Annotated in this window: 17 protein-coding genes; 3 read left to right on the forward strand and 14 right to left on the reverse strand. The window is 71.6% G+C overall.

Going from position 1 to position 20730, the window contains the following annotated elements; genetic code table 11:
* Position 1: 1 nt before the first annotated feature.
* The gene (locus tag G3I78_RS29205) at positions 2 to 952 is read right to left on the reverse strand and encodes a 2-hydroxyacid dehydrogenase (protein ID WP_203615648.1); all 951 of its coding nucleotides are present in this window, start codon (positions 950 to 952) and stop codon (positions 2 to 4) included.
* Between the two features lie 75 nt (positions 953 to 1027).
* On the opposite strand from G3I78_RS29205, the gene G3I78_RS29210 reads away from it, so the two are divergent.
* Complete coding sequence (locus G3I78_RS29210) at positions 1028 to 2026, forward strand: aldo/keto reductase (protein ID WP_164429839.1); 999 nt, start codon at positions 1028 to 1030, stop codon at positions 2024 to 2026.
* 197 nt (positions 2027 to 2223) lie between these two features.
* A complete protein-coding gene (locus G3I78_RS29215) occupies positions 2224 to 3435 on the forward strand; it encodes a PQQ-dependent sugar dehydrogenase (RefSeq protein ID WP_164429841.1) in 1212 nt (403 codons plus the stop codon).
* Between the two features lie 10 nt (positions 3436 to 3445).
* On the opposite strand, the gene G3I78_RS29220 is transcribed toward G3I78_RS29215, so the two are convergent.
* From G3I78_RS29220 to G3I78_RS29250, 7 genes are all read right to left on the reverse strand, one after another.
* A complete protein-coding gene (locus G3I78_RS29220) occupies positions 3446 to 3727 on the reverse strand; it encodes a DUF6191 domain-containing protein (RefSeq protein ID WP_164429843.1) in 282 nt (93 codons plus the stop codon).
* Positions 3728 to 3762: 35 nt separating this feature from the next.
* Entirely contained in the window at positions 3763 to 6825 is a 3063-nt protein-coding gene (locus tag G3I78_RS29225; RefSeq protein WP_164429908.1) for a helix-turn-helix transcriptional regulator, read from the reverse strand.
* A 140-nt stretch (positions 6826 to 6965) separates the two neighbouring features.
* The gene (locus G3I78_RS29230; protein ID WP_164429845.1) at positions 6966 to 7154 is read right to left on the reverse strand and encodes a hypothetical protein; all 189 of its coding nucleotides are present in this window, start codon (positions 7152 to 7154) and stop codon (positions 6966 to 6968) included.
* Between the two features lie 196 nt (positions 7155 to 7350).
* Positions 7351 to 7968 (reverse strand): hypothetical protein, encoded by a 618-nt coding sequence (locus tag G3I78_RS29235; RefSeq protein WP_164429847.1) that lies wholly within the window; start codon positions 7966 to 7968, stop codon positions 7351 to 7353.
* 35 nt (positions 7969 to 8003) lie between these two features.
* A complete protein-coding gene (locus G3I78_RS29240; RefSeq protein WP_164429848.1) occupies positions 8004 to 8579 on the reverse strand; it encodes a GNAT family protein in 576 nt (191 codons plus the stop codon).
* Positions 8557 to 10800 (reverse strand): MMPL family transporter, encoded by a 2244-nt coding sequence (locus G3I78_RS29245; RefSeq protein WP_164429850.1) that lies wholly within the window; start codon positions 10798 to 10800, stop codon positions 8557 to 8559. The genes G3I78_RS29240 and G3I78_RS29245 overlap by 23 nt, the downstream gene beginning before the upstream one ends.
* A 194-nt stretch (positions 10801 to 10994) precedes the next feature.
* Positions 10995 to 11300, reverse strand: a complete 306-nt coding sequence (locus G3I78_RS29250; protein ID WP_164429852.1) for a hypothetical protein — start codon at positions 11298 to 11300, stop codon at positions 10995 to 10997.
* A 97-nt stretch (positions 11301 to 11397) separates the two neighbouring features.
* Between G3I78_RS29250 and G3I78_RS29255 the strand changes: the two genes are divergently transcribed.
* Positions 11398 to 12177, forward strand: coding sequence for a methyltransferase domain-containing protein (locus G3I78_RS29255; RefSeq protein WP_164429854.1), 780 nt, complete (start codon positions 11398 to 11400; stop codon positions 12175 to 12177).
* 54 nt (positions 12178 to 12231) lie between these two features.
* Here the strand turns inward: G3I78_RS29255 and gatB are convergent, their stop codons facing one another.
* From gatB to ligA, 6 genes are all read right to left on the reverse strand, one after another.
* Positions 12232 to 13746: an Asp-tRNA(Asn)/Glu-tRNA(Gln) amidotransferase subunit GatB gene (gatB, locus tag G3I78_RS29260; RefSeq protein WP_164429856.1), complete on the reverse strand. Its 1515-nt coding sequence runs from the start codon at positions 13744 to 13746 to the stop codon at positions 12232 to 12234.
* Between the two features lie 15 nt (positions 13747 to 13761).
* Positions 13762 to 14001: a hypothetical protein gene (locus tag G3I78_RS29265; RefSeq protein WP_164429858.1), complete on the reverse strand. Its 240-nt coding sequence runs from the start codon at positions 13999 to 14001 to the stop codon at positions 13762 to 13764.
* Complete coding sequence (gene gatA, locus G3I78_RS29270) at positions 13998 to 15500, reverse strand: Asp-tRNA(Asn)/Glu-tRNA(Gln) amidotransferase subunit GatA (RefSeq protein WP_164429860.1); 1503 nt, start codon at positions 15498 to 15500, stop codon at positions 13998 to 14000. The genes G3I78_RS29265 and gatA overlap by 4 nt, the downstream gene beginning before the upstream one ends.
* Positions 15501 to 15505: 5 nt before the next feature.
* Complete coding sequence (gene gatC / locus G3I78_RS29275; RefSeq protein ID WP_007384860.1) at positions 15506 to 15802, reverse strand: Asp-tRNA(Asn)/Glu-tRNA(Gln) amidotransferase subunit GatC; 297 nt, start codon at positions 15800 to 15802, stop codon at positions 15506 to 15508.
* 160 nt (positions 15803 to 15962) lie between these two features.
* Entirely contained in the window at positions 15963 to 18203 is a 2241-nt protein-coding gene (locus tag G3I78_RS29280) for a bifunctional diguanylate cyclase/phosphodiesterase (RefSeq protein WP_164429862.1), read from the reverse strand.
* A gap of 273 nt (positions 18204 to 18476) precedes the next feature.
* On the reverse strand, positions 18477 to 20729 hold the full coding sequence (gene ligA / locus G3I78_RS29285) for an NAD-dependent DNA ligase LigA (RefSeq protein ID WP_164429864.1): 2253 nt from the start codon (positions 20727 to 20729) through the stop codon (positions 18477 to 18479).
* Between the last annotated feature and the right edge of the window lies 1 nt (position 20730).

A 20730-nucleotide genomic window follows, 5' to 3' on the forward strand; every position in this document is an offset into this window, starting at 1 on the left:
ATCACGCGCCGGTGTCACCCGTCGTAAGGATCACGTTGCGCAAGGGCTTCCGGTTCACGAAACGGTTCAGCTGATCCACCAGCAGGCGCTTGGCGCGCGGCAGGAACGCGGATGTGGGTCCGCCGACATGGGGACTGATGAGCACGCCGGGCGCCTGCCACAACGGGTGCCCCTCGGGCAGCGGTTCGGGGTCGGTGACGTCGAGGGCCGCGGTGATGCGGCCGGTCTCCAGTTCCGCGAGCAACGCCTTGGTGTCGACGACCGGGCCGCGGGCGACGTTCACCAGGAGCGCGCCGTCCTTCATGCGGGTGAGGAAGTCGGCGTTCGCCAGGTGGCGGGTGGTGTCGTTGAGGGGGGTGATGAGGATGACGACGTCGGCCTCGGGGAGCAGGGCGGGCAGGTCGGTGAGCGGGTGCACGGGCCCGCGCTCCGTCGTGCGCGCCGAGCGCGCGACCCGCACCACCCGCGCGACCTCGAAGGGAACGAGCCGATCCTCGATCGCGGACCCGATCGAGCCGTAGCCGACGATCAGGACGGTCCGGTCGGCGAGCGCGGGCCGGAACCCGCCGCGCCACTCCCCCTTGTCCTGGCCGCGCACGAAGTCGGGGATGCCGCGCAGCGAGGCCAGCGTCAGGGTGAGGGCCAGCTCGGCGGTGCTGGCCTCGTGCACCCCGCGCGCGTTGCACACGCGCACACCGGCGGGCAGGTCCTTCAGGCCCGGTTCGATGTTGTCGATGCCGGCCGACAGCGTCTGCACGACCTGTACCGAGCTCAGCCGGGACAGCGGCCGTACCGCGATCCCGACGGGCTGCATGTAGGGCACGACGTAGTAGGCGCAGTCGGCCGGGTCGGCGGGGAAGTCCTCCTCACCGTTCCAGAAGCGGTAGTCGGGGCCCTCGGGGAGCCCATCGATCTCGTCGGGCGGGATGGGAAGCCACACGTCAGCACTCATGCTCCGGAGGCTATGTCAGGCGCCCGTGACCGCAGAGGTTAGGTTGGGGGCCGGGAGAGGGAGGGTCACGAGCAGGTGGAGCGCAGGACGATCGGCGCGGCGGCGCTCGCGGTGGGAGCCGTCGGACTCGGGTGCATGCCGATGAGCTGGGCCTACAGCGGGTCGCGGCAGCGGGGCGACGAGTCGGTCCGGGCCGTGCACCGGGCGCTCGATCTGGGCTCGACGCTGCTGGACACGGCCGACATGTACGGCCCGTTCACCAACGAGCTGTTGCTGGGGCGGGTGTTGAAGGAGCGGCGCGCGGACGCGTTCGTGGCCACGAAGGTCGGTCTGCTGGTCGGCGAGCAGCACATCGTGGCCAACGGCCGCCCCGGCTATGTGAAGCGGGCATGCGACGCGTCGCTGCGGCGGCTCCAGACGGACGTGATCGACCTCTACCAGCTGCACCGCGAGGACCCCGAGGTCCCGGTCGAGGAGACCTGGGGCGCGATGGCGGAGCTCGTACAGGCGGGAAAGGTACGGTCGTTGGGGCTGTGTGCGATGGCGGCGCGCGGCGGCCGGCGCTCGGGGGCGCGGCTGCACGACGCGACGGTCCGTCAGCTCCAGCGGGTCCAGCAGGTCTTCCCGGTGAGCGCGGTGCAGGCCGAGCTGTCGGTGTGGTCGCCGGAGGCGCTGGAGACGCTGCTGCCGTGGTGCGCGGCCCGCGGGATCGGCTTCCTCGCGGCGATGCCGCTGGGCAACGGCTTCCTGACCGGCACGCTCACCCCCGGCGAGGGCTTCGAACCGGACGACGTCCGGGCCCGCCATCCCCGCTTCACCGGCGAGATGATGGCCGCGAACCAGCCGATCGTCGTCGGCCTGCGCCGGGTCGCGGCCCGCCACGGCGACGGGGTCACCCCGGCCCAGGTGGCCCTGGCCTGGGTCCTGGCGCAGGGCCGGCACGTGGTCCCGGTGCCGGGCACGAAGCAGGAGCGCTGGGTGACGGAGAACGCGGCGGCGACCGGCCTGCGCCTGACGCCCCAGGACCTCACCGAGCTGGCGGAGCTGCCGGTGGCCCGGGGTTCGTGGGACTGAACCCCGGCGGGTCCGCGCACGAGACACCGGCCCACCCGACCCGCGCCACCCCACCACCCCCACCACCCCCACCACCCCTACCACCCCCGCCCGCACGGCCGACTCCGACCGGCTCCCCGCCCCAGGTCACCGAGCCGGCCCCGCCCGGTCGCGCATCGGGTGGCGGAGATCGGGAACCTGTGGGGCGCGAGCGGTGTATGACAGGTAGAACCCGCCGCTTCGAAGGGACCAAGATCGTGCATCGTCGAGCTGTGACGGCCGTACTGGCCGCGACCACGCTCCTGCTGACGGCCGGCTGCTCCTCCGACGGCGACGGAGGGTCGTCCGCGACCGGCTCCGACAGCGCCGCGCCGAGCGGCGGTACGCCGTCCGGGTCCACCCCCACCCAGCAGGCCGCCGAGGCGACCCCGCCCGCCAAGGGCTCGGTGAAGGTGGTGCGGACCGTGGCCACCGGTCTGAAGACCCCGTGGGGCCTCGCCCCGCTCCCCGACGGCGACCTGCTGGTCTCCTCGCGCGACGAGGGCACCATCAGCCGGGTCGACGGGAAGACGGGCCGCAAGACGGAGCTGGGCCAGGTGTCCGGCGTCTCCGCGGCCGGCGAGGGCGGCCTCCTGGGCATCGCCCTGTCCCCGGACTACGCCTCGGACCACATGGTCTACGCCTACTTCACCTCGGCCTCGGACAACCGCATCGCGCGCATGGTCTACGACGAGCGGAAGCCGTCGGGCGACCAGCTGGGCGCCCCGGACACCGTCTTCAAGGGCATCCCGAAGGGCTACATCCACAACGGCGGGCGGATCGCCTTCGGCCCGGACAAGATGCTCTACGCGGGCACCGGCGAGAGCGGCAACACCGGCCTGTCCCAGGACACCAAGTCCCTCGGCGGCAAGATCCTGCGCCTGACCCCGGAGGGCGACCCGGCCCCGGGCAACCCGTTCCCGGGCTCCGCGGTGTACTCCTACGGCCACCGCAATGTGCAGGGTCTCGCCTGGGACTCCAAGCAGCGCCTGTTCGCCTCGGAGTTCGGCCAGGACACCTGGGACGAACTGAACGCGATCAAGCCGGGCGGGAACTACGGCTGGCCGGACGCCGAGGGCAAGTCCGACGACAAGAAGTTCCAGAACCCGATCGACCAGTGGCACACCGACGACGCCTCCCCCAGCGGCATCGCCTACGCCGAGGGGTCCGTCTGGATGGCCGGTCTCAAGGGCCAGCGGCTGTGGCGCATCCCGCTGAAGGGCACGGAGGAGTCCGCGGACCCGCAGGACTTCCTGAAGGGCGAGTACGGCCGGCTGCGCACCGTGGTCTCGGCGGGCGGCGACAAGCTGTGGCTGGTCACCAGCAACACCGACGGGCGCGGCAGCCCCCAGCAGGGGGACGACCGGATCCTGGAGATACAGGTCAGCTAGGCCGGGGCCGTCACTCGGGGGCGATCTGCGCGGAGCCCGCTGCGTCCGCGCCCGAGCCGTCCGCGCCCGAGCCGTCCACAGTCGAGCCCTCATCCGTGTCCGAGCCCTGATCCGTGTCCGCATCCGTGTCCGGCTTGGGGCGGCGGACGACGACCTTCCCGGACGTGAGGTCTATCGGCCCGCGTCCGGGGTCGCCGTCACCGACGTCCTCGCGGGTCAGCTCCAGCCGGTTCTGCTCGTCCTGGGTGTGCTTGCGGCCGGGTGCGAACAGCTCCTCGAACATGTTGAACATGCAGCCTCCCCTGCCGGTCTCCTACACCGTACGCCTCACTCTGTGATCGGCGCGTGGAGAGCCTGCGCCGGGAACAGCCCCAGCCGGTGTGCCACGGCCGCCGCCTCGCCCCGTCCGGAGACCCCGAGCTTGGCGAGGATGTTGGAGACATGGACGCTGGCGGTCTTCGGGGAGATGAAGAGTTCCTCGGCGATCTGGCGGTTGCTCCGGCCGAGGGCGACCAGGCGCAGGACGTCGCGTTCGCGGCCGGTGAGGCCGAGGGCGGCGGCCGGGTCCGTCCGGGCGGGGGCCGGGGCCGCGGTCAGGCTGAGGCGGGCACGCCGGGCCAGCAGGGCGACGGCGTCCGCGAGGGGCCGGGCGCCGAGGTGGTCGGCGGCCGCGTGGGCGAGGCGCAGGAGTTCGGTGGCCCGGTCGCGGTCGGACTGCTCGGGGCCACCGGGTGCGGAGAGCAGGGCCTGGGCGAGCCGGTGGCGGACGCGGGCGAGGTCGTAGGGGCGTTCCAGGGGCTCGAAGGCGGTGACGACCTCGCACCAGTCGTCGGAGGTGTCCGCGCTCTCGGCACGCAGCAGTTCGGCGCGGACCCAGCGTTCGTGGGCCAGCCAGACGGGAGCGTTGGTGGTGAGGGTGCGGGCGGTCTCGCGGAGGCGGGCGAGGATCTTCGCGCGGTCCTGTTCGGCGGCGGGCAGGCCGAGGGCGTCGGCCTCCATGGTGGCGGCGGTGAGGAGCAGGGGCCAGGCGTAGCGCTGGGTGCCGAGCGGGAAGCCGGTGTCCAGGACCCGTTCGAGTTCGGCTCGGGCGTCCAGGAGGCGGCCTTCGGCGGCGGCGATGCCGATGGCGAGTTCGGTGAGGGGGAGTTCATGCTGGGGGGCTCGGTCGTGGGTGCCGAAGTAGCCGCGTGCGGCGCCGAGTTGCCGGGCGGCCTCGGGCAGGTCGCCGCCGGCGAGGGCGAGGGCGGCGCGGTTGCCGGCGTGGAAGCCGCGGGGCTGGGCGCTGCGGCCGACGAGTTCCGCCCGGGTGGCGGCTTCGGCGGCCCGGTCCCAGCGGCCCAGGGAGTACAGGGACTCGGCGAGGTTGCCCCAGATCCAGGCCTCCTTGTCGGAGAGGCCGAACTTCCGGGCGTAGTCGAGGCCCTCCTCCAGGATCGGCACGGCCTCCCGGGAGCGGCCGATGGCTTCGAGGGCGTTCGGCAGGTTCACGTAGACCCGGCTGGCGACGGCGGAGATGCCGTCCTGGAGTGTCTGCCGCAGGATCTCGAACATGTCGGCGAGCCCGGTCTCCACTCCGCCGGACTCGACGACGAGGCCCGCGTAGGTGAGGCGGGCGTTCATCTCGGTCTCGCGGGCGCCGACCATGCAGGCGTACTCGACGGCGCGTTCGGCGGCCGAGACGGCGTCGGGGCCGGGCACATGGACCATCGACCAGTGGGCGACGTTGGCGAGGACCTCGGCGTGCACCTCCGAGGGCGGCAGTCCGCGGACGAGTTCCTCGGCGGTGGCGAGTTCGCTCCAGCCGTCGCCGCGGGCCAGGGACTGCAGGAGATGGGAGCGCTGGAGCCAGAACCAGGCGGCGCGCAGCGGGTCGCCGTCGTCCTCCAGGAGGTGCAGGGCCCGCTTGGTGATCTTCAGGGCGCGTTCGCGTTCACCGCCCAGGCGGCCGGCGACGGCGGCCTCGGCCATCAGGTCGAGGTAGTGCAGCGGGGTGGTGGCGGGGTCGCAGCCGCAGGGCGGGTAGACCTCGGTGAAGTCGACGGGGCGCAGGGCGGCCCTGACCTCCTCCGGGGCGGTGTCCCACAGCTCCATCGCGCGTTCCAGGAGCCGCAGTTGCTCGGAGTAGGCGTGCCTGCGGCGGGCGGTGACCGAGGCGTCCAGGACGGCGGGCAGGGCCTTGGCGGCGTCGTGGGCGTGGTACCAGTAGCTGGCCAGCCGCATGACCCGGGCGTCGGCGGGGACCAGCGTGGGGTCGGCCTCCAGGGCCTCGGCGTAGCGGCGGTTGAGGCGGGAGCGTTCGCCGGGCAGCAGGTCGTCGGCGACGGCCTCGCGGACCAGGGAGTGCCGGAAGCGGTAGCCGTCGCCGTCGGGCGCGGGGATGAGGATGTTGGCGTTCACCGCGGCCCGCAGCGCCTCGATGAGGTCGTCCTCGGCGAGCCGGGCGACCGCGGCGAGCAGCCGGTACTCCACGGTGGAGCCGCCTTCGGCGACGACCCGGGCGACCCGCTGGGTGCTCTCGGGCAGACCCTCGACGCGGACCAGGAGCAGATCGCGCAGCGAGTCGGTGAGTCCTCCGGTGCCGCAGCCCTCGGTGGCGCAGACGGCGAGTTCCTCGACGAAGAAGGCGTTGCCGTCGGAGCGCCGGAAGATGTCGTCGACCTGGGCGGGGTGGGGTTCGGCGGCGAGGATGCCGGCTATCTGGCGGCTCACCTCGTCCCGGTTGAAGCGGCCGAGTTCGACGCGGCGGACCGTGCGCAGCCGGTCGAGTTCGGCGAGCAGGGGGCGCAGCGGGTGGCGGCGGTGGATGTCGTCGGCGCGGTAGGAGGCGAGGACGACCAGCCGGCCGGTGCGCAGGGTGCGGAAGAGGAAGGAGAGCAGATGCCGGGTGGAGGCGTCGGCCCAGTGCAGGTCCTCCAGGGCGACGACGACGGTGTGCTCGGCGGCGACCCGCTCCAGGAGGCGGGCGGTGAGTTCGAAGAGCCGGGCCGTGCAGTCCTCGTCGTGCCGGCCCGAGCCGTGGGAGGGGACGGCCTCGTCCAGTTCGGGCAGCAGCCGGGCCAGTTCCTCCTCCTGGCCCGCGGCCGCGGCGGCCAGTTCGGCGGGCAGTTCGCGGCGCAGGGCGCGCAGGGCGGTGGAGAAGGGGGCGAAGGGCAGTCCGTCGGCGCCGATCTCCACACAGCCGCCGAGGGCGACGACCGCGCCCTGCCGGCAGGCGGCGGTGGCGAACTCCTCGATGAGCCGGGTCTTGCCGACGCCCGCCTCACCGCCGAGCAGCAATGCCTGCGGCTCGCCCGCGGCAGCGCGGGCGAGCGCGTCGTTCAGGATGTTCAGTTCTTCTGCGCGGCCGACGAACACCGGACTGACGGACCTGGTCTCCACAGGCCCGAGCATCGCACGCGGGTCCGATGGCGCGGCACCCGTTTTCGGGGCGGGCCCGGCCGCCGGGCCCGCCCCGGTCACCGGGAGGACGGCCGCGGTGGTGACCGCGGGGACGGACAGGGCCGTACGGCCGTCCTCCCTCCCCCCGGCGCTCACGCCGTGCGGAGGAACCGGTGCCGCCGTGGGCGGCCGGTATGCGAATCGGCCTCCGCGGTGCGTTCGGCGGCCTCGCCGAGGGCGGCGCGGCGACCACGCAGGGTCGCGCGGACCAGCCGCTCGTGCTCGGCCTGGCGGATGAGTTCGGCGGAGCGGTACTGCGAGAACTCGTACTCGGCATACATGGCGTGGTCCTTGTCGGAGTCGGTTTCGGGCTTCGCTTTCTGCGATGCCTCTACCTTCGTCTCCAAGGCGGGTGCGCCACATCGGGAGAGTTCCGCATCTTCGGGGGCCGTGGGGGCCTTAGACGCGCGGGAGGGGCCTCAGGTCGTCCGTAAGGTGCTCACGGACGCCCTAAGACCCCTCGGGACCTGCGGTGATTCAGGAGGCCGCCGGCAGGCTGACCAGCACGTCGGTGTACTTGAGTACGGCGATCAGCAGCCCTACGACACCGAGCGCGACGCCCGCCCAGGCGACCGACTTGATCCAGCCGGCCTGCGGCTTGCCGGGCGCCCCGAAGGCGGGCCGGACCAGCACGAGGACACCCGCGAGCAGGGCGAGGAGGGCGAAGACGCCGGCGTACACGGCCTGGACGTTCCAGACGTCGCCGTAGCCCTCCTTGAGCAGCGTGGCGACGCTGGAGCTCTGCGAGGAGTTGTGGAGCTGGCTGAGCAGGCTCTCCTTCTGGGCGGCGACGGTGCCGATCCAGCCGCCGGTGAGCGACACCAGGCCGAGCGCGGCGGAGACCACGGCGCCCGCGCCCTGGCCGACCCCGGTGGGGCCCTCCTCCTGGGCGGGTTCGAGCAGCTCGTCCTCGGCGTCGAGCTCGTCGTCGGCGGTGTCGGCGGTGTCGGCGGACGTGCCCTCGGCGTCCTCGGACGTGCTCGCGGACCCGGCCTCGGGCGCCTCGTCGGTCTTGGTGACGTCCACCTTCTCCTGGTCGGTCACGGCCTCGGTGCCCGTCTCGGCACCGGTCTCGTCAGCTGTCTTCGTTCCCATGTCGGGCACGGTACGGATCCTGTCTGAGAGGTTTCTTAATGATCGTTCCGGGCTGCACGCGCGCGTGCCTCACGCCATTCGGGGGCGAGAATCGACCACACCTCGAGGTCGTGCCGTACGCCACGATAGGGGTGCGCCTCCCGGTGGACTCCGTCGCGGGTCATTCCCAGGCGCCGGGCGACGTTGATGCTGGGCGTGTTCCCGGCGGCGGCGATCCATTCGACGCGGTGCGCACCGCGCTCCTCGACCACCCAGTCGATCAGCACCCGCATGGCCCGGGTGATCAGTCCGCGGCCGGTGGCGGCGGGCTCCAGCCAGCAGCCGACCTCGCAGTTGCCGCGTTCGGCGTCGAAGTTGAGGGTGAGGACCCCGCCGACGAGTTTTCCGTCCAGCCAGATGCCGTGGTAGCCGCCGGTGTCGTCGGCCCGCATCTGCGCGTACCGGCGCAGGGTCTCCCGCGCGGAGGCCACGTCGACGGCCTGGGAGCCGAAGGGGATGAACTGTCCGATGAAGTCCCGGCCCCGCTCCAGGTTCGCCAGGAACTCCTCCGCGTGCCAGGGCTCCAGCGGCCGCAGTTCGGCGCCGTCGTCACCCAGGGATATCGCGTACATCCTCGTCCCGCTCCCTCTGCATCTGCTCCACGACGTCCTGCTCCAGGACATCGGTGAGCCTCTCATGGGCGGCGCGGCACTCGGGGGGTTCGATGCTGATGCGGGGCATCCGGCGCTCCAGCCAGCCCGGTAGCCACCAGTTGGCGCCGCCGAGCAGGTGCATGAGGGCGGGGACGAGCAGGGTGCGCAGGACGAAGGCGTCGAGGGCGACGGCGGCGGCGAGGGCGATGCCGAACATGGCGATCACGCGGTCGCCGCTGAGGACGAAGGCGAGGAAGACGGAGATCATGATGACCGCGGCGGAGTTGATGACCCGGCTGGTCTCGGCGAGGCCGACACGCACGGCCCGCCGGTTGTCGCCGGTCTCCAGCCACTCCTCGTACATCCGGCTGACCAGGAAGACCTGGTAGTCCATGGAGAGCCCGAAGAGCACCGAGACCATGATCACGGGCAGGAAGGGCTCGATCGGCCCGGCGCGGCCGAGGCCCAGCAGCTCGCTCCCCCAGCCCCACTGGAAGATCGCCACGACCACTCCGAAGGCGGCGGCGACCGCGGCGACGTTCATCGCGGCGGCCTTCAGCGGGATGCCGACGGAGCGGAAGGCGAGCAGGAGCAGCAGACAGCCGAGGCCGATGACCACACCCACGAACAGGGGCAGCTTGCCGACGATGACGTCCGCGAAGTCGTCGTACGACGCCGTCATCCCGCCGACGTGGATGTCGAGGGAGGTGCCGGTCTCGGCGCGCGGCAGCACCTCGGTGCGCAGCCGGTCGACGAGTTCGCTGGTCTGCTGGGACTGCGGGGCGGACTCGGGGACGATCGTGAAGTAGGCGAGGTCGCCGCCGGTGTCGTAGGTGACCGGGGTGGTGGAGACGATGCCCTCGGTGGTGCGGATGGTGGCGTCGAGGTTGTCGAGGAGGAGCTTGTCCTCGGCGCCGTCGACACGAGTCACCAGCGTGAGGGGGCCGTTGACGCCGGGACCGAAGCCCTCGGCGAGGAGGTCGTAGGCCTGCCGGGTGGTCGAGGAGCCCGGGTCGTTGCCCTGGTCGGAGGTGCCGAGGCGCAGGCCGAGGGTGGGCAGGGCGAGGACGGTGATGACCAGCAGGGCGAGGGCGCCGAGCAGCTTGGGGTGGCGCTCGACGAAGGCGGACCAGCGGTGGGCGAACCCGGTCGGCAGCTCCGGCTCGGGGCCGTGCTCGGCGAGGCGGCGGCGCTCGCGGCGGCTCAGGGCGCGCATGCCGATGAGGGAGAGCAGGGCGGGCAGCAGGGTCACGGAGGCGGCGACCGTGAGGACCACGGTCAGGGAGGCCGCTATCGCGACGCCGTTGAGGAAGCCGAGCTGGAGGATCAGCATCCCGAGCAGGGCTATGCAAACCGTGGCACCCGCGAAGACGACGGCGCGTCCGGTGGTGGTGACGGCGTTCTCGACGGCCTCGGCGACACCGAGCCCGCGTTTCAGCCCGCGTCGGTGCCGGGTGACGATGAACAGGGCGTAGTCGATACCGACGCCGAGCCCGATCAGCATGCCGAGCATGGGCGCGAAGTCGGCCACGGTCATGGCGTGCCCGAGGAGCACGATCCCGGCGTACGCGGTGCCGACCCCGACCAGCGCGGTGGCGATGGGCAGCAGCGAGGCGGCGAGCGAGCCGAAGGCGAGGAACAGCACGAGAGCGGCGACGAGTACGCCGACGATCTCGGCGACATGCCCGCCCGAGGACTCGGTCAGGGCGACGGCGCTGCCGCCCAGCTCGACCTGGAGCCCGTCGGCCTCGGCGTCCTTCGCGGTGTCGACGACGGCCCGCGCCTCGGACTTGTCGATGTCCTCGGCGGAGTGGGAGAAGGTGACGGTGGCGTACGCGGTGTGACCGTCGGAGCTGATCAGGCCGCTGCCCGCGGAGTCGTAGGGACTGACCACGGCGGCCACACCGGGCAGGTCCGCGATCTTCTCCAGGGTGTCCGTCATCGTCTGCTCGACGTCGGCGGCACGGACGGTGCCCGACTTCACGTGCCAGACGACGGTGTCGGTGTCGCCGCCGAGGTCCGGGAAGCCGTCCTGGAGCAGCTGGGTGGCGCGGCCGGACTCGGTGCCCGGGACCTCGTAGTCGTTGGAGTACGCGGACCCGGCGACGGCGGCGCCCGCGCTCACCCCGCCGAGGGCGAGGAGCCACAGAACGACGACGACCAGGCGTCGTCGTACACACCAGCGTGCGAGGGCTGCCACGAACGTGCTCCCAGGGGTGGTGAATTGTGGATCTTTGACCGGGAACAGTCGTTCATGTCGTGAACGGCCCGCAAAGAACGCATGAGCAATGCGTGGACCACTCTTGCAGGCGAAAGTGATCGTTTATCGCGATCGTGCGTTTATTCACAGGAGTGGGAGGCAGATCACAGGACAGTAACGGCCACTCTGTCACATCAGTCGAACTGGTCGCCCAGCGCCATCACCATCACGCCGGCGATCAGCAGCCACAGCGCTCTGCGGGTGCGGCCGTGGGAGCCCAGGACCGCCGCCAGCGCACAGACGGCGGCGCCGAAGGCGTAGGCGGCCGGGACCAGGGCGGGGGCGGAGCCGCTGAGCCGGAGTGCCGACGCGGCCAGGCCGGCGAGGGCCAGCAGGGCCCCGGTGCCGGACGCGGTCCAGCGGGCCCGCCGGGCGTCCAGCGCCTGGTCGTCGTACTCCTCCTGTATGTCGGATGTCTCGGAATTCCCAGGACCGTTCATGGCGGGCGAGCGTAGCCTGTCCGCCTGTGTTTGAGCGTCCGGCCGAGCTCCTCCGTATCCCTCTCCGCCTCTCAGGACTCAAGGAGCCCCTTCACCGATGCCAGACGATCTCGCCCGGCGGCTGACCCAGGACCGCTACCCGCGCAGCAACAGCTACGACGCCCGCTGGGTCGTCGAGAACCAGATGGGCCCGAACGCGCTGTGGCTCCTGGAGTGGCTCGCGCCCGCCCTCGGCCTGGACACCCTGCGGCCCTGCGCCCGGGTGCTCGACCTGGGCTGCGGCCGGGCGATGACCTCGGTCTTCCTGGCCAGGGAGTACGACGTCCAGGTCACCGCGGCCGACCTGTGGGTCAAACCCGACGAGAACGCCAAGCGGATCGCCGAGGCCGGTTTCGCCGACCGGGTGCTGCCGGTGCGCGCCGAGGCGCACGACCTGCCGTTCGCCGAGGCGAGCTTCGACTCGGTCGTGAGCATCGACGCGTACCAGTACTTCGGCACGAACGACCTCTATCTGCCCACGCTGACCCGGCTGTTGAAGCCGGGCGGGCGGATCGGGATCGTCGTACCGGCGCTGCGGGAGGAGCCGGACGGCACCGAGCCGCCGGGGCATCTCGCGAAGTGGTGGCAGCCCGACTACTGGTGCTTCCACTCCGCCGACTGGTGGCGCCGCCACTGGACGCGCAGCGGAGCCGTCGAGGTCGAGGCGGCCGACTGGCAGCCGGACGGCTGGCGGGACTGGCTGCTGTGGTGCGACGTGATCGCCGAGGAGAGTCCCGAGGAGTTCCATCGCACGATGGCCCGCGAGGTCGGCGAGATGGTCCGGGCCGACGAAGGGCGGGCACTGGGTTTCGTACGGCTCGTGGGACGCCGTAAGTAAGCAGCGGTACGGCCCCGGAGGGCATCCCGTCCGGGGCCGTACGCGCGCGTGTGCTCAGCCCTCGCTGACGCCCAGCTTCTCCAGGATCAGCTCCTTGACGCGGGCCGCGTCGGCCTGGCCTCGGGTGGCCTTCATGACCGCGCCGACCAGGGCGCCGGCCGCGGCGACCTTGCCGGAGCGGATCTTGTCGGCGATGCCCGGGTTGCCGGCGATGGCCTCGTCGACGGCGGTGCCGAGGGCGCCGTCGTCGGAGACGACCTTCAGACCGCGCTTGTCGACGACCTCGTCCGGGGTGCCTTCGCCCGCGAGGACGCCTTCGATGACCTGGCGGGCCAGCTTGTCGTTCAGGTCGCCCTTCGAGACCAGCTCGGAGACCCGCGCGACCTCGACCGGCGTGATCGACAGCTCGTCCAGCGCCTTGCCCGACTCGTTGGCGCTGCGGGCGAGTTCGCCCATCCACCACTTGCGGGCGGAGGCCGCGTCGGCACCGGCGTCGATGGTGGCGACGATCGGGTCCAGGGCACCGGCGTTGAGGATCGCCTGCATGTCGAGGGCGGTGATGCCCCACTCCGCGACCAGGCGGTTGCGGCGGGCCAGCGGCAGCTCGGGCAGCCCGGCCCTGATCTCCTCGACCCACTCGTGCGAGGGGGCCACCGGAACGAGGTCCGGCTCGGGGAAGTACCGGTAGTCCTCGGCCTCCTCCTTCACACGGCCCGAGGTCGTGGACCCCGTGTCCTCGTGGAAGTGCCGGGTCTCCTGGATGATCGTGCCGCCCGAGTTCAGCACCGCGGCGTGGCGCTGGATCTCGAAGCGGGCGGCGCGCTCCACGGAACGCAGCGAGTTGACGTTCTTCGTCTCGCTGCGGGTGCCGAACTTCTCGCGGCCGTGCGGGCGCAGCGACAGGTTCACGTCGCAGCGCATCTGGCCCTGCTCCATGCGGGCCTCGGAGACACCGAGCGCCTTGATGAGCTCGCGCAGCTCGGCGACGTACGCCTTCGCGACCTCGGGAGCGCGCTCGCCGGCGCCCTCGATCGGCTTGGTGACGATCTCGATGAGGGGGATGCCGGCGCGGTTGTAGTCGAGGAGCGAGTGCGAGGCGCCGTGGATACGGCCCGTCGCGCCGCCGACGTGCAGCGACTTGCCGGTGTCCTCCTCCATGTGGGCGCGCTCGATCTCCACGCGGAAGGTCTCGCCGTCCTCCAGCTGCACGTCGAGGTAGCCGTTGAAGGCGATCGGCTCGTCGTACTGGGAGGTCTGGAAGTTCTTCGGCATGTCCGGATAGAAGTAGTTCTTCCGGGCGAAGCGGCACCACTCGGCGATCTCGCAGTTCAGCGCGAGACCGATCTTGATGGCCGACTCGACGCCGATCGCGTTGACGACCGGGAGCGCGCCGGGCAGGCCGAGGCAGGTGGGGCAGGTCTGCGTGTTGGCGTCCTGACCGAGCTCGGTCGAACAGCCGCAGAACATCTTGGTCTTGGTGCCGAGTTCGACATGGACCTCAAGGCCCATGACGGGGTCGTACGACGCGAGTGCGTCCTCGTACGACACCAGGTCGGTCGTGGTGGTCACGGTGGAAGTTCCCTCTCAGCCCAGCAGGACGTCGTCGTCGCCCAGCCGCTTCAGCTCGCGGTACAGGATGGCGAGGCCGGTGACGATCGCGACCGCGGAGACGGTGGCGTCGATCAGCCGGAGCGTGTCCTGGTCGGCGCGGGCCTTCTTGATCTGCTTGGCGACACCGAGCGCGCCGAACGCGGTGGTGGCCATCGACAGGTACGTACCGGACTTGGACTTCTTGAAGTCCTTCGCCTTGGTCAGCTTGCTCACAGCGACGGTGCCTCCTCGAGGAGCGGGTGCCCCCACTTTTCCACGAAGGCGGCCTCGACGGCGGCGCCGACCTTGTAGAGCCGGTCGTCCTTCAGGGCCGGGGCGATGATCTGGAGCCCGACCGGGAGGTTGTCCTCCGGGGCGAGACCGCAGGGCAGCGACATGGCCGAGTTGCCCGCGAGGTTGGTCGGGATGGTGCACAGGTCCGCGAGGTACATCGCCATCGGGTCGTCGGCACGCTCGCCGATCGGGAAGGCGGTGGTGGGCGTCGTCGGCGAGACGATGACGTCCACCTGCTCGAACGCCTTCTCGAAGTCGCGCGTGATGAGCGTACGGACCTTCTGGGCGGAGCCGTAGTACGCGTCGTAGTACCCGCTCGACAGGGCGTACGTGCCGAGCATGATGCGGCGCTTGACCTCGGGGCCGAAGCCCTCCGCGCGGGTCAGCGAGGTGACCTCCTCGGCGGAGTGCGTGCCGTCGTCACCGGTACGACGGCCGTAGCGCAGGCCGTCGAAGCGCGCGAGGTTGGAGGAGCACTCGGACGGCGCGATCAGGTAGTACGCCGACAGGGCGAGGTCGAAGGACGGGCAGTCCAGCTCGACGATCTCGGCGCCGAGGTCCTTCAGCAGCGCGACCGACTCGTCGAAGCGCTGGATGACGCCGGCCTGGTAGCCCTCGCCGCGGAACTGCTTGACGACACCGACGCGCATACCGGCGACGCTGCCGTTGCGGGCGGCCTCGACGACCGGCGGGACGGGCACGTCGATCGACGTCGAGTCCAGCGGGTCGTGTCCGGCGATGACCTCGTGGAGGAGCGCCGCGTCCAGGACCGTACGGGCGCAGGGGCCGCCCTGGTCGAGGGAGCTGGAGAAGGCGACCATGCCGTAGCGGGAGACCGCGCCGTACGTCGGCTTCACGCCGACCGTGCCGGTGACGGCGGCCGGCTGGCGGATGGAGCCGCCGGTGTCGGTGCCGATGGCGAGAGGCGCCATGTGCGCGGCCAGCGCGGCGGAGGAGCCGCCGCCGGAGCCGCCGGGGATCCGGGTGAGGTCCCAGGGGTTGCCGGTCGGCCCGTAGGCGCTGTTCTCCGTCGAGGACCCCATGGCGAACTCGTCCATGTTGGTCTTGCCGAGGATGACGACGTCGGCGGCCTTCAGCTTCTTGGTGAGGGTCGCGTCGTACGGCGGGATCCAGCCCTCGAGGATCTTCGAGCCGACGGTCGTCGGGATGCCCTCGGTGGTGAAGATGTCCTTCAGCGCGAGCGGGACACCGGCGAGCGGGCCGAGCTTCTCGCCGCGCTCACGCTTCTCGTCGACGGCACGGGCCTGCGCGAGGGCGCCCTCGCGGTCGACGTGCAGGAAGGCGTGCACCTTCTCGTCGACGGCCTCGATCCGGGCCAGGTGGGCCTCGGCGACCTGCACGGCCGTGAGCTCACCGGAGGCGATCCTCGCGGCGGTCTCGGCGGCGGTCAGCTTGATGATGGTGACGTTGTCCGTCATGGCGGTTAGTCCTCCCCCAGGATCTGCGGCACCTTGAAACGCTGCTGCTCCTGGGCCGGGGCGCCGGAGAGCGCCTGCTCGGGGGTGAGCGACGGACGGACCTCGTCCGCCCGCATGACGTTGGTCAGCGGGAGCGGGTGCGAGGTCGGCGGTACGTCTTGGTCGGCGACCTCGCTGACGCGGGCGACCGCGCCGATGATGTCGTCCAGCTGTCCCGCGAAGTGCTCTAGCTCTTCGGGCTTCAGCTCCAGACGCGCCAGCCGGGCGAGGTGGGCGACCTCCTCGCGCGTGATGCCAGGCATGCAGCGATCCTCTGGGGTGAGTGTGGGTGGTTCGGGGCCCAATCCTATTGCGCCGGGGGGTGTGGCCGTTAAACGGATTCCCGGGCATGTGGTTCGGCCGTCAACCGACTGCGGGCCCGCTGTGGCTGATCGCGCAGTTCCCCGCGCCCCTACGGGGCGCTCACTCCGCCGCCGGGAGCGCTGCCCTCGGCCTCTGCCAGCCCCTTGAACCCCTTGCCAGCAGCCACGCCGTCGTCTCCTCCGGGGGCATCGCCGCCGCCACCAGCCAGCCCTGTACGGCGTCGCAGCCCATGTCGCGCAGGCGCTCCCAGGTCTCGTCGTCCTCCACGCCTTCCGCCACGACCAACAGGCCCAGGGAGTGCGCCAGATCCACCGTGCAGCGGACGATCTCCGCGTCCTCGGTGTCGACGGCCAGCTTGGCCACGAAGGAGCGGTCGATCTTCAGTTCGCTGACGGGGAGGCGGCGGAGGTGGACCAGGGAGGAGTAGCCGGTGCCGAAGTCGTCGAGGGACATCTTCACGCCGTGCCCGGTCAGCGCGGCGAGGGTGTCCGCCGCGCGGGAGGGGTCCTCCAGGAGGACGTGTTCGGTGATCTCCAGTTGGAGCGCTCCCGCCGGGACTCCGTGCCGGGCGAGGCGGGCGGCGACCGAGCCGGCGAAGCCGGGGGTGTGGACGTCACGCGGGGAGACGTTGACCGCGACCGGGACGAACAGGCCCTGCGCGCGCCACTCGGCGACCTGCGCGAGGGCCGTGTCCAGGACGTACTCGGTGAGATGGGGCATCAGTCCGGACGACTCGGCGATCGCGATGAACTCGTCCGGCGGCACCTTCCCGCGCTCGGGGTGCACCCAGCGCACGAGAGCTTCGAGACCGGCGACCTGTCCGTCGAAGCGGACCTTGGGCTGGTAGTGCAGCTGCACCTCGTGGGCGTCCAGGGCCCGGCGCAGATCGCCCAGCAGGCCGAGGCGGTCGGGGGTGTTGGAGTCCCGCTTGGACTCGTACACCTCCACTCCCGTACGGTCCCGCTTGGCCTGGTACATCGCCACGTCCGCCCGCCGCAGCAACCCCTCGGCGTCCACGGCGTGGTCGGGGAAGACGGCGACCCCGGCGCTGGCCTCCAGGACGAGGGTGAGTCCGTCCAGGTCGAGCGGGGAGCTGAGCGCGGAGACGAGGTTGCGGGCGACCCGGGTCGCGGAGGTCGTGGAGTCGGCGACCGGCAGTAACACGGCGAACTCGTCGCCGCCGAGCCGCGCCGCCTCCGCCCCGCGGGGCAGGGCGATCCGCAGCCGGTCGGCGATCTGGAGGAGCAGCCGGTCACCGGCGAGATGGCCCAGGGTGTCGTTGACCGAGCGGAAGCGGTCGAGGTCGATGAGCATCAGGGCGGCCCGGGCGCCGATGCGCTCGGCGTCGTCCAGGGCGGTCCAGATGCGCTCCAGGAGCCATACCCGGTTGGGCAGTCCGGTGAGCGGGTCGCGCAGTTGCTCCTCGGCGCGGGCCCGGGCCATCCACAGGGTGGAGTCGAGGGCGACGAGCGGGATCGCGAAGAGCGGGAGCAGCAGGGGCTTGGCGACGGCGACCACGCAGACCAGCGGGGCGATGCCGAGCAGCGCGACCGCGACCAGGCCCTGTCTTACCAGGGCGGTGCGGGCCATGGTGGGCAGTCCCGCGTGGCGCGAGGAGTGCAGGTACCAGCCGAGGGCGCGGGTGACGGCGAGATAGGCGGCCGCGACCAGCACCACCTCGGGGGCGGTGTAGAACGTCCAGGTGTCGGGGTTCCAGGGGTTCTCGACGGACGGCACCCGGCCGAACGCGCCGAGCACCAGGGCGCCGGTGGCTATGCCGAGGATGTCCACCGCGCCGTGCTGGATGCCCTGCCGCCAGCGGTGGCGCCGGGCTATGCCGACCAGCAGGACGACGGTGAGGCTGACCATTCCGGCGGGCACCCAGCCGTACAGCAGCAGGACGGCGAGGGTGAGGGCGGCGCCGGAGCCGGTGCCGCCCCACCAGCGGGCCCGGCCGAGGGCGACCAGGTGGCCGACGATGACTCCGGTCAGCACGGCCAGCGACCAGCCGACCGTGCCCGACGGGAAGAGGGCGTGGCTGCCGGTGAAGGCCCGGTAGAAGCCGGCGCCCAGGACGAACCCGGCCGCGGCGATCACCGCCGCGGGCAGCGCGGGCCAGGACGGCTGTCGGTCGGGGTCGGGGCCGGAGCCCGGCAGGCCGGGGACCTGCTCGACGGTGAGCCGGTCCGCGCCGAGACCGCCGGCCGCAGTGTACGGCCCCGCGACGCGTCCCTCCGGGTCCGTGTGGTCCGAAGGCCGTCCGGTCCACCGGGGCGTGCGCCATGCGCCGGTGAGCCGGCGCAGGCGTGAGTCCGGGGCGGCGCTCTCGGTCGGTTCCATTCCCGTCCCTCTCACAGCCGGCGGTGCCCACGCCACGCGGCTCGTTCGCCCGACAAAAACCCTCGACGGCGCCGCGTTGGAAAGCCCTTCCCCTTGCTCATCAAGAGCACGGGGATGCCCCGACCGCAGCTGGGCACGGCAGGCGCACATCTCAACAGTAGGCCGCAGAAGGCTTCCACGGGCAGCGGTCGTCGACGGTTGCCCGAATGCGCCCCGGCCACCCGTATGCATCTGGTATGCGCCGATCGGGTGGCCTTCAACCGCCGCTCCCCGCTACTCCTGTGTCGAATCCTCCGCCGGACCCGCTGCCGGTTCCGCCGTCGGCTCCGCTGCCGGCTCCTCGGTCGGAAGCGCGACTTCGGCCGCCGCCTCGGGTCCCTGTTCCAGCAGGACGTGGAAACCGTCCTCGTTCAGAACGGGCACCTTGAGCTGCATCGCCTTGTCGTACTTCGAACCAGGATTGTCACCCACAACCACGAAAGACGTCTTCTTCGAAACCGAACCGGTCACTTTCGCTCCCCGGGTCTGGAGCTCCTCCTTGGCCCCGTCCCGGGTGAAGTGTTCGAGGGTGCCGGTCACGACGACGGTCATGCCTTCGAGGGGGCGCGGGCCCTCGTCCTCGCCGGAGCCCTCCTCCTCCATGCGGACGCCCGCGGCCTTCCACTTGCGGAGGATCTCCTGGTGCCAGTCCTCCGTGAACCACTCCTTGAGGGACTTGGCGATGATCGGGCCGACCCCGTCGGTGTTCGCCAGCTCCTCCTCGCTCGCCTGCTCGATGCGGTCGATCGAGCGGAAGTTGCGCGCCAGCGCCTCGGCGGCGACCGGGCCGACATGGCGGATCGACAGACCGGTCAGCACCCGGGCGAGCGGGCGCTCCTTGGCGGCCGCGATGTTCTCCAGCATGGCCACGGCGTTCTTCTTCGCCTCGCCCTGCTGGTTGGCGAAGACGGTGGCGATCTTCTCCTCGCCGGTCTTCGGGTCCCGCTTGGGCAGACCGCTGTCCTGGTCGAGGACGTACGCCTTGATGGGCAGCAGCTGCTCGATGGTCAGGTCGAACAGGTCGCCCTCGTCGGTCAGCGGCGGGTCCGCGGGCTCCAGCGGCTTGGTGAGCGCGGCCGCGGCGACGTACCCGAAGTGCTCGATGTCCAGCGACTTGCGGCCCGCGAGGTAGAACAGGCGCTCCCGCAACTGGGCCGGGCAGGTGCGGGCGTTGGGGCAGCGGAGGTCGATGTCGCCCTCCTTCATCGGCCTCAGCGGGGTCTGGCACTCGGGGCACTTCTCCGGCATGACGAAGGGCGTCTCGCTGCCGTCGCGCAGGTCGACCACCGGGCCGAGGATCTCCGGGATGACGTCACCGGCCTTGCGCAGCACCACGGTGTCGCCGATGAGGACGCCCTTGAGCTTGACGACGTCCTGGTTGTGCAGGGTGGCGAACTCGACCTCCGAGCCGGCCACCGTCACCGGCTCGACCTGGGCGTACGGCGTGACACGGCCCGTACGGCCCACTCCCACACGGATGTTGATGAGCTTGGTGTTGACCTCCTCCGGCGCGTACTTGTACGCGATGGCCCAGCGCGGGGCGCGGGAGGTGGAGCCGAGTCTGCCCTGGAGCGGGATCTCGTCGAGCTTCACGACGGCCCCGTCGATCTCGTGCTCCACGGAGTGCCGGTTCTCGCCGAAGTACGCGATGAACTCCCGCACGCCGTCGAGTCCGTCGACCACCCGGTTGTGCTTGGCGGTGGGCAGGCCCCAGGACTTGAGGAGGTCGTAGCCCTGGGAGAGGCGGGTCATGCCGTCGAAGCCCTCCAGGGCGCCGATGCCGTGCACGACCATGTGGAGGGGGCGGCCGGCGGTGACGCGCGGGTCCTTCTGGCGCAGCGAACCGGCCGCCGCGTTGCGCGGGTTGGCGAAGGGCTTGTCGCCGGCCTCGACCAGGCGGGCGTTGAGCTCCTCGAACTTCTCCATCGGGAAGTAGACCTCGCCGCGGATCTCCACGAGGTCGGGGACCTTGTCGCCGGTGAGGCGGTCCGGGATCTCGGCGATGGTGCGGACGTTGGGCGTGATGTCCTCGCCGGTGCGGCCGTCGCCGCGGGTGGCCGCGCGGGTGAGCCTGCCGTGCTCGTAGGTGAGGTTGACGGCGAGGCCGTCGACCTTGAGCTCGCACAGCAGGTGGTAGTCGGTGGTGCCGACGTCCTTGGCGACGCGCTCGGCCCAGGCCGCCAGCTCCTCGTCGCTGAAGGCGTTGTCCAGGGAGAGCATGCGGGAGCGGTGCTGGACCGCCGTGAACTCCGTCTCGTACGCCCCCGCGACCTTCTGGGTCGGGGAGTCGGGCGTGCGCAGCTCGGGGTACTCCTCCTCCAGCGCCTCCAGCGTGCGCAGGAGCTTGTCGAAGTCCGCGTCGCTCACGACCGGGGCGTCGTTCACGTAGTACCGGAAGCGGTGCTCCTCGATCTGCTCAGCGAGCTGCGCGTGCTTCTCCCGCGCCTCCGCGGGCACCGTCGTCTCCGCTTGCTTGTCGCCGGCCACC

The organism is Streptomyces sp. SID13726 (genome assembly GCF_010548375.1).
Classification (GTDB): domain Bacteria; phylum Actinomycetota; class Actinomycetes; order Streptomycetales; family Streptomycetaceae; genus Streptomyces.

What these genes read in the sequence shown, in the direction of transcription:
- G3I78_RS29205 (WP_203615648.1), bottom strand. Translation starts at nt 952, where the DNA reads ATGAGTGCTGACGTGTGGCTTCCCATCCCGCCCGACGAGATCGATGGG.
- G3I78_RS29215 (WP_164429841.1), top strand. Translation starts at nt 2,224, where the DNA reads ATGACAGGTAGAACCCGCCGCTTCGAAGGGACCAAGATCGTGCATCGT.
- G3I78_RS29220 (WP_164429843.1), bottom strand. Translation starts at nt 3,727, where the DNA reads ATGTTCAACATGTTCGAGGAGCTGTTCGCACCCGGCCGCAAGCACACC.
- G3I78_RS29225 (WP_164429908.1), bottom strand. Translation starts at nt 6,825, where the DNA reads ATGCTCGGGCCTGTGGAGACCAGGTCCGTCAGTCCGGTGTTCGTCGGC.
- G3I78_RS29230 (WP_164429845.1), bottom strand. Translation starts at nt 7,154, where the DNA reads ATGTATGCCGAGTACGAGTTCTCGCAGTACCGCTCCGCCGAACTCATC.
- G3I78_RS29235 (WP_164429847.1), bottom strand. Translation starts at nt 7,968, where the DNA reads ATGGGAACGAAGACAGCTGACGAGACCGGTGCCGAGACGGGCACCGAG.
- G3I78_RS29240 (WP_164429848.1), bottom strand. Translation starts at nt 8,579, where the DNA reads ATGTACGCGATATCCCTGGGTGACGACGGCGCCGAACTGCGGCCGCTG.
- G3I78_RS29250 (WP_164429852.1), bottom strand. Translation starts at nt 11,300, where the DNA reads ATGAACGGTCCTGGGAATTCCGAGACATCCGACATACAGGAGGAGTAC.
- G3I78_RS29255 (WP_164429854.1), top strand. Translation starts at nt 11,398, where the DNA reads ATGCCAGACGATCTCGCCCGGCGGCTGACCCAGGACCGCTACCCGCGC.
- gatA (WP_164429860.1), bottom strand. Translation starts at nt 15,500, where the DNA reads ATGACGGACAACGTCACCATCATCAAGCTGACCGCCGCCGAGACCGCC.
- gatC (WP_007384860.1), bottom strand. Translation starts at nt 15,802, where the DNA reads ATGCCTGGCATCACGCGCGAGGAGGTCGCCCACCTCGCCCGGCTGGCG.
- G3I78_RS29280 (WP_164429862.1), bottom strand. Translation starts at nt 18,203, where the DNA reads ATGGAACCGACCGAGAGCGCCGCCCCGGACTCACGCCTGCGCCGGCTC.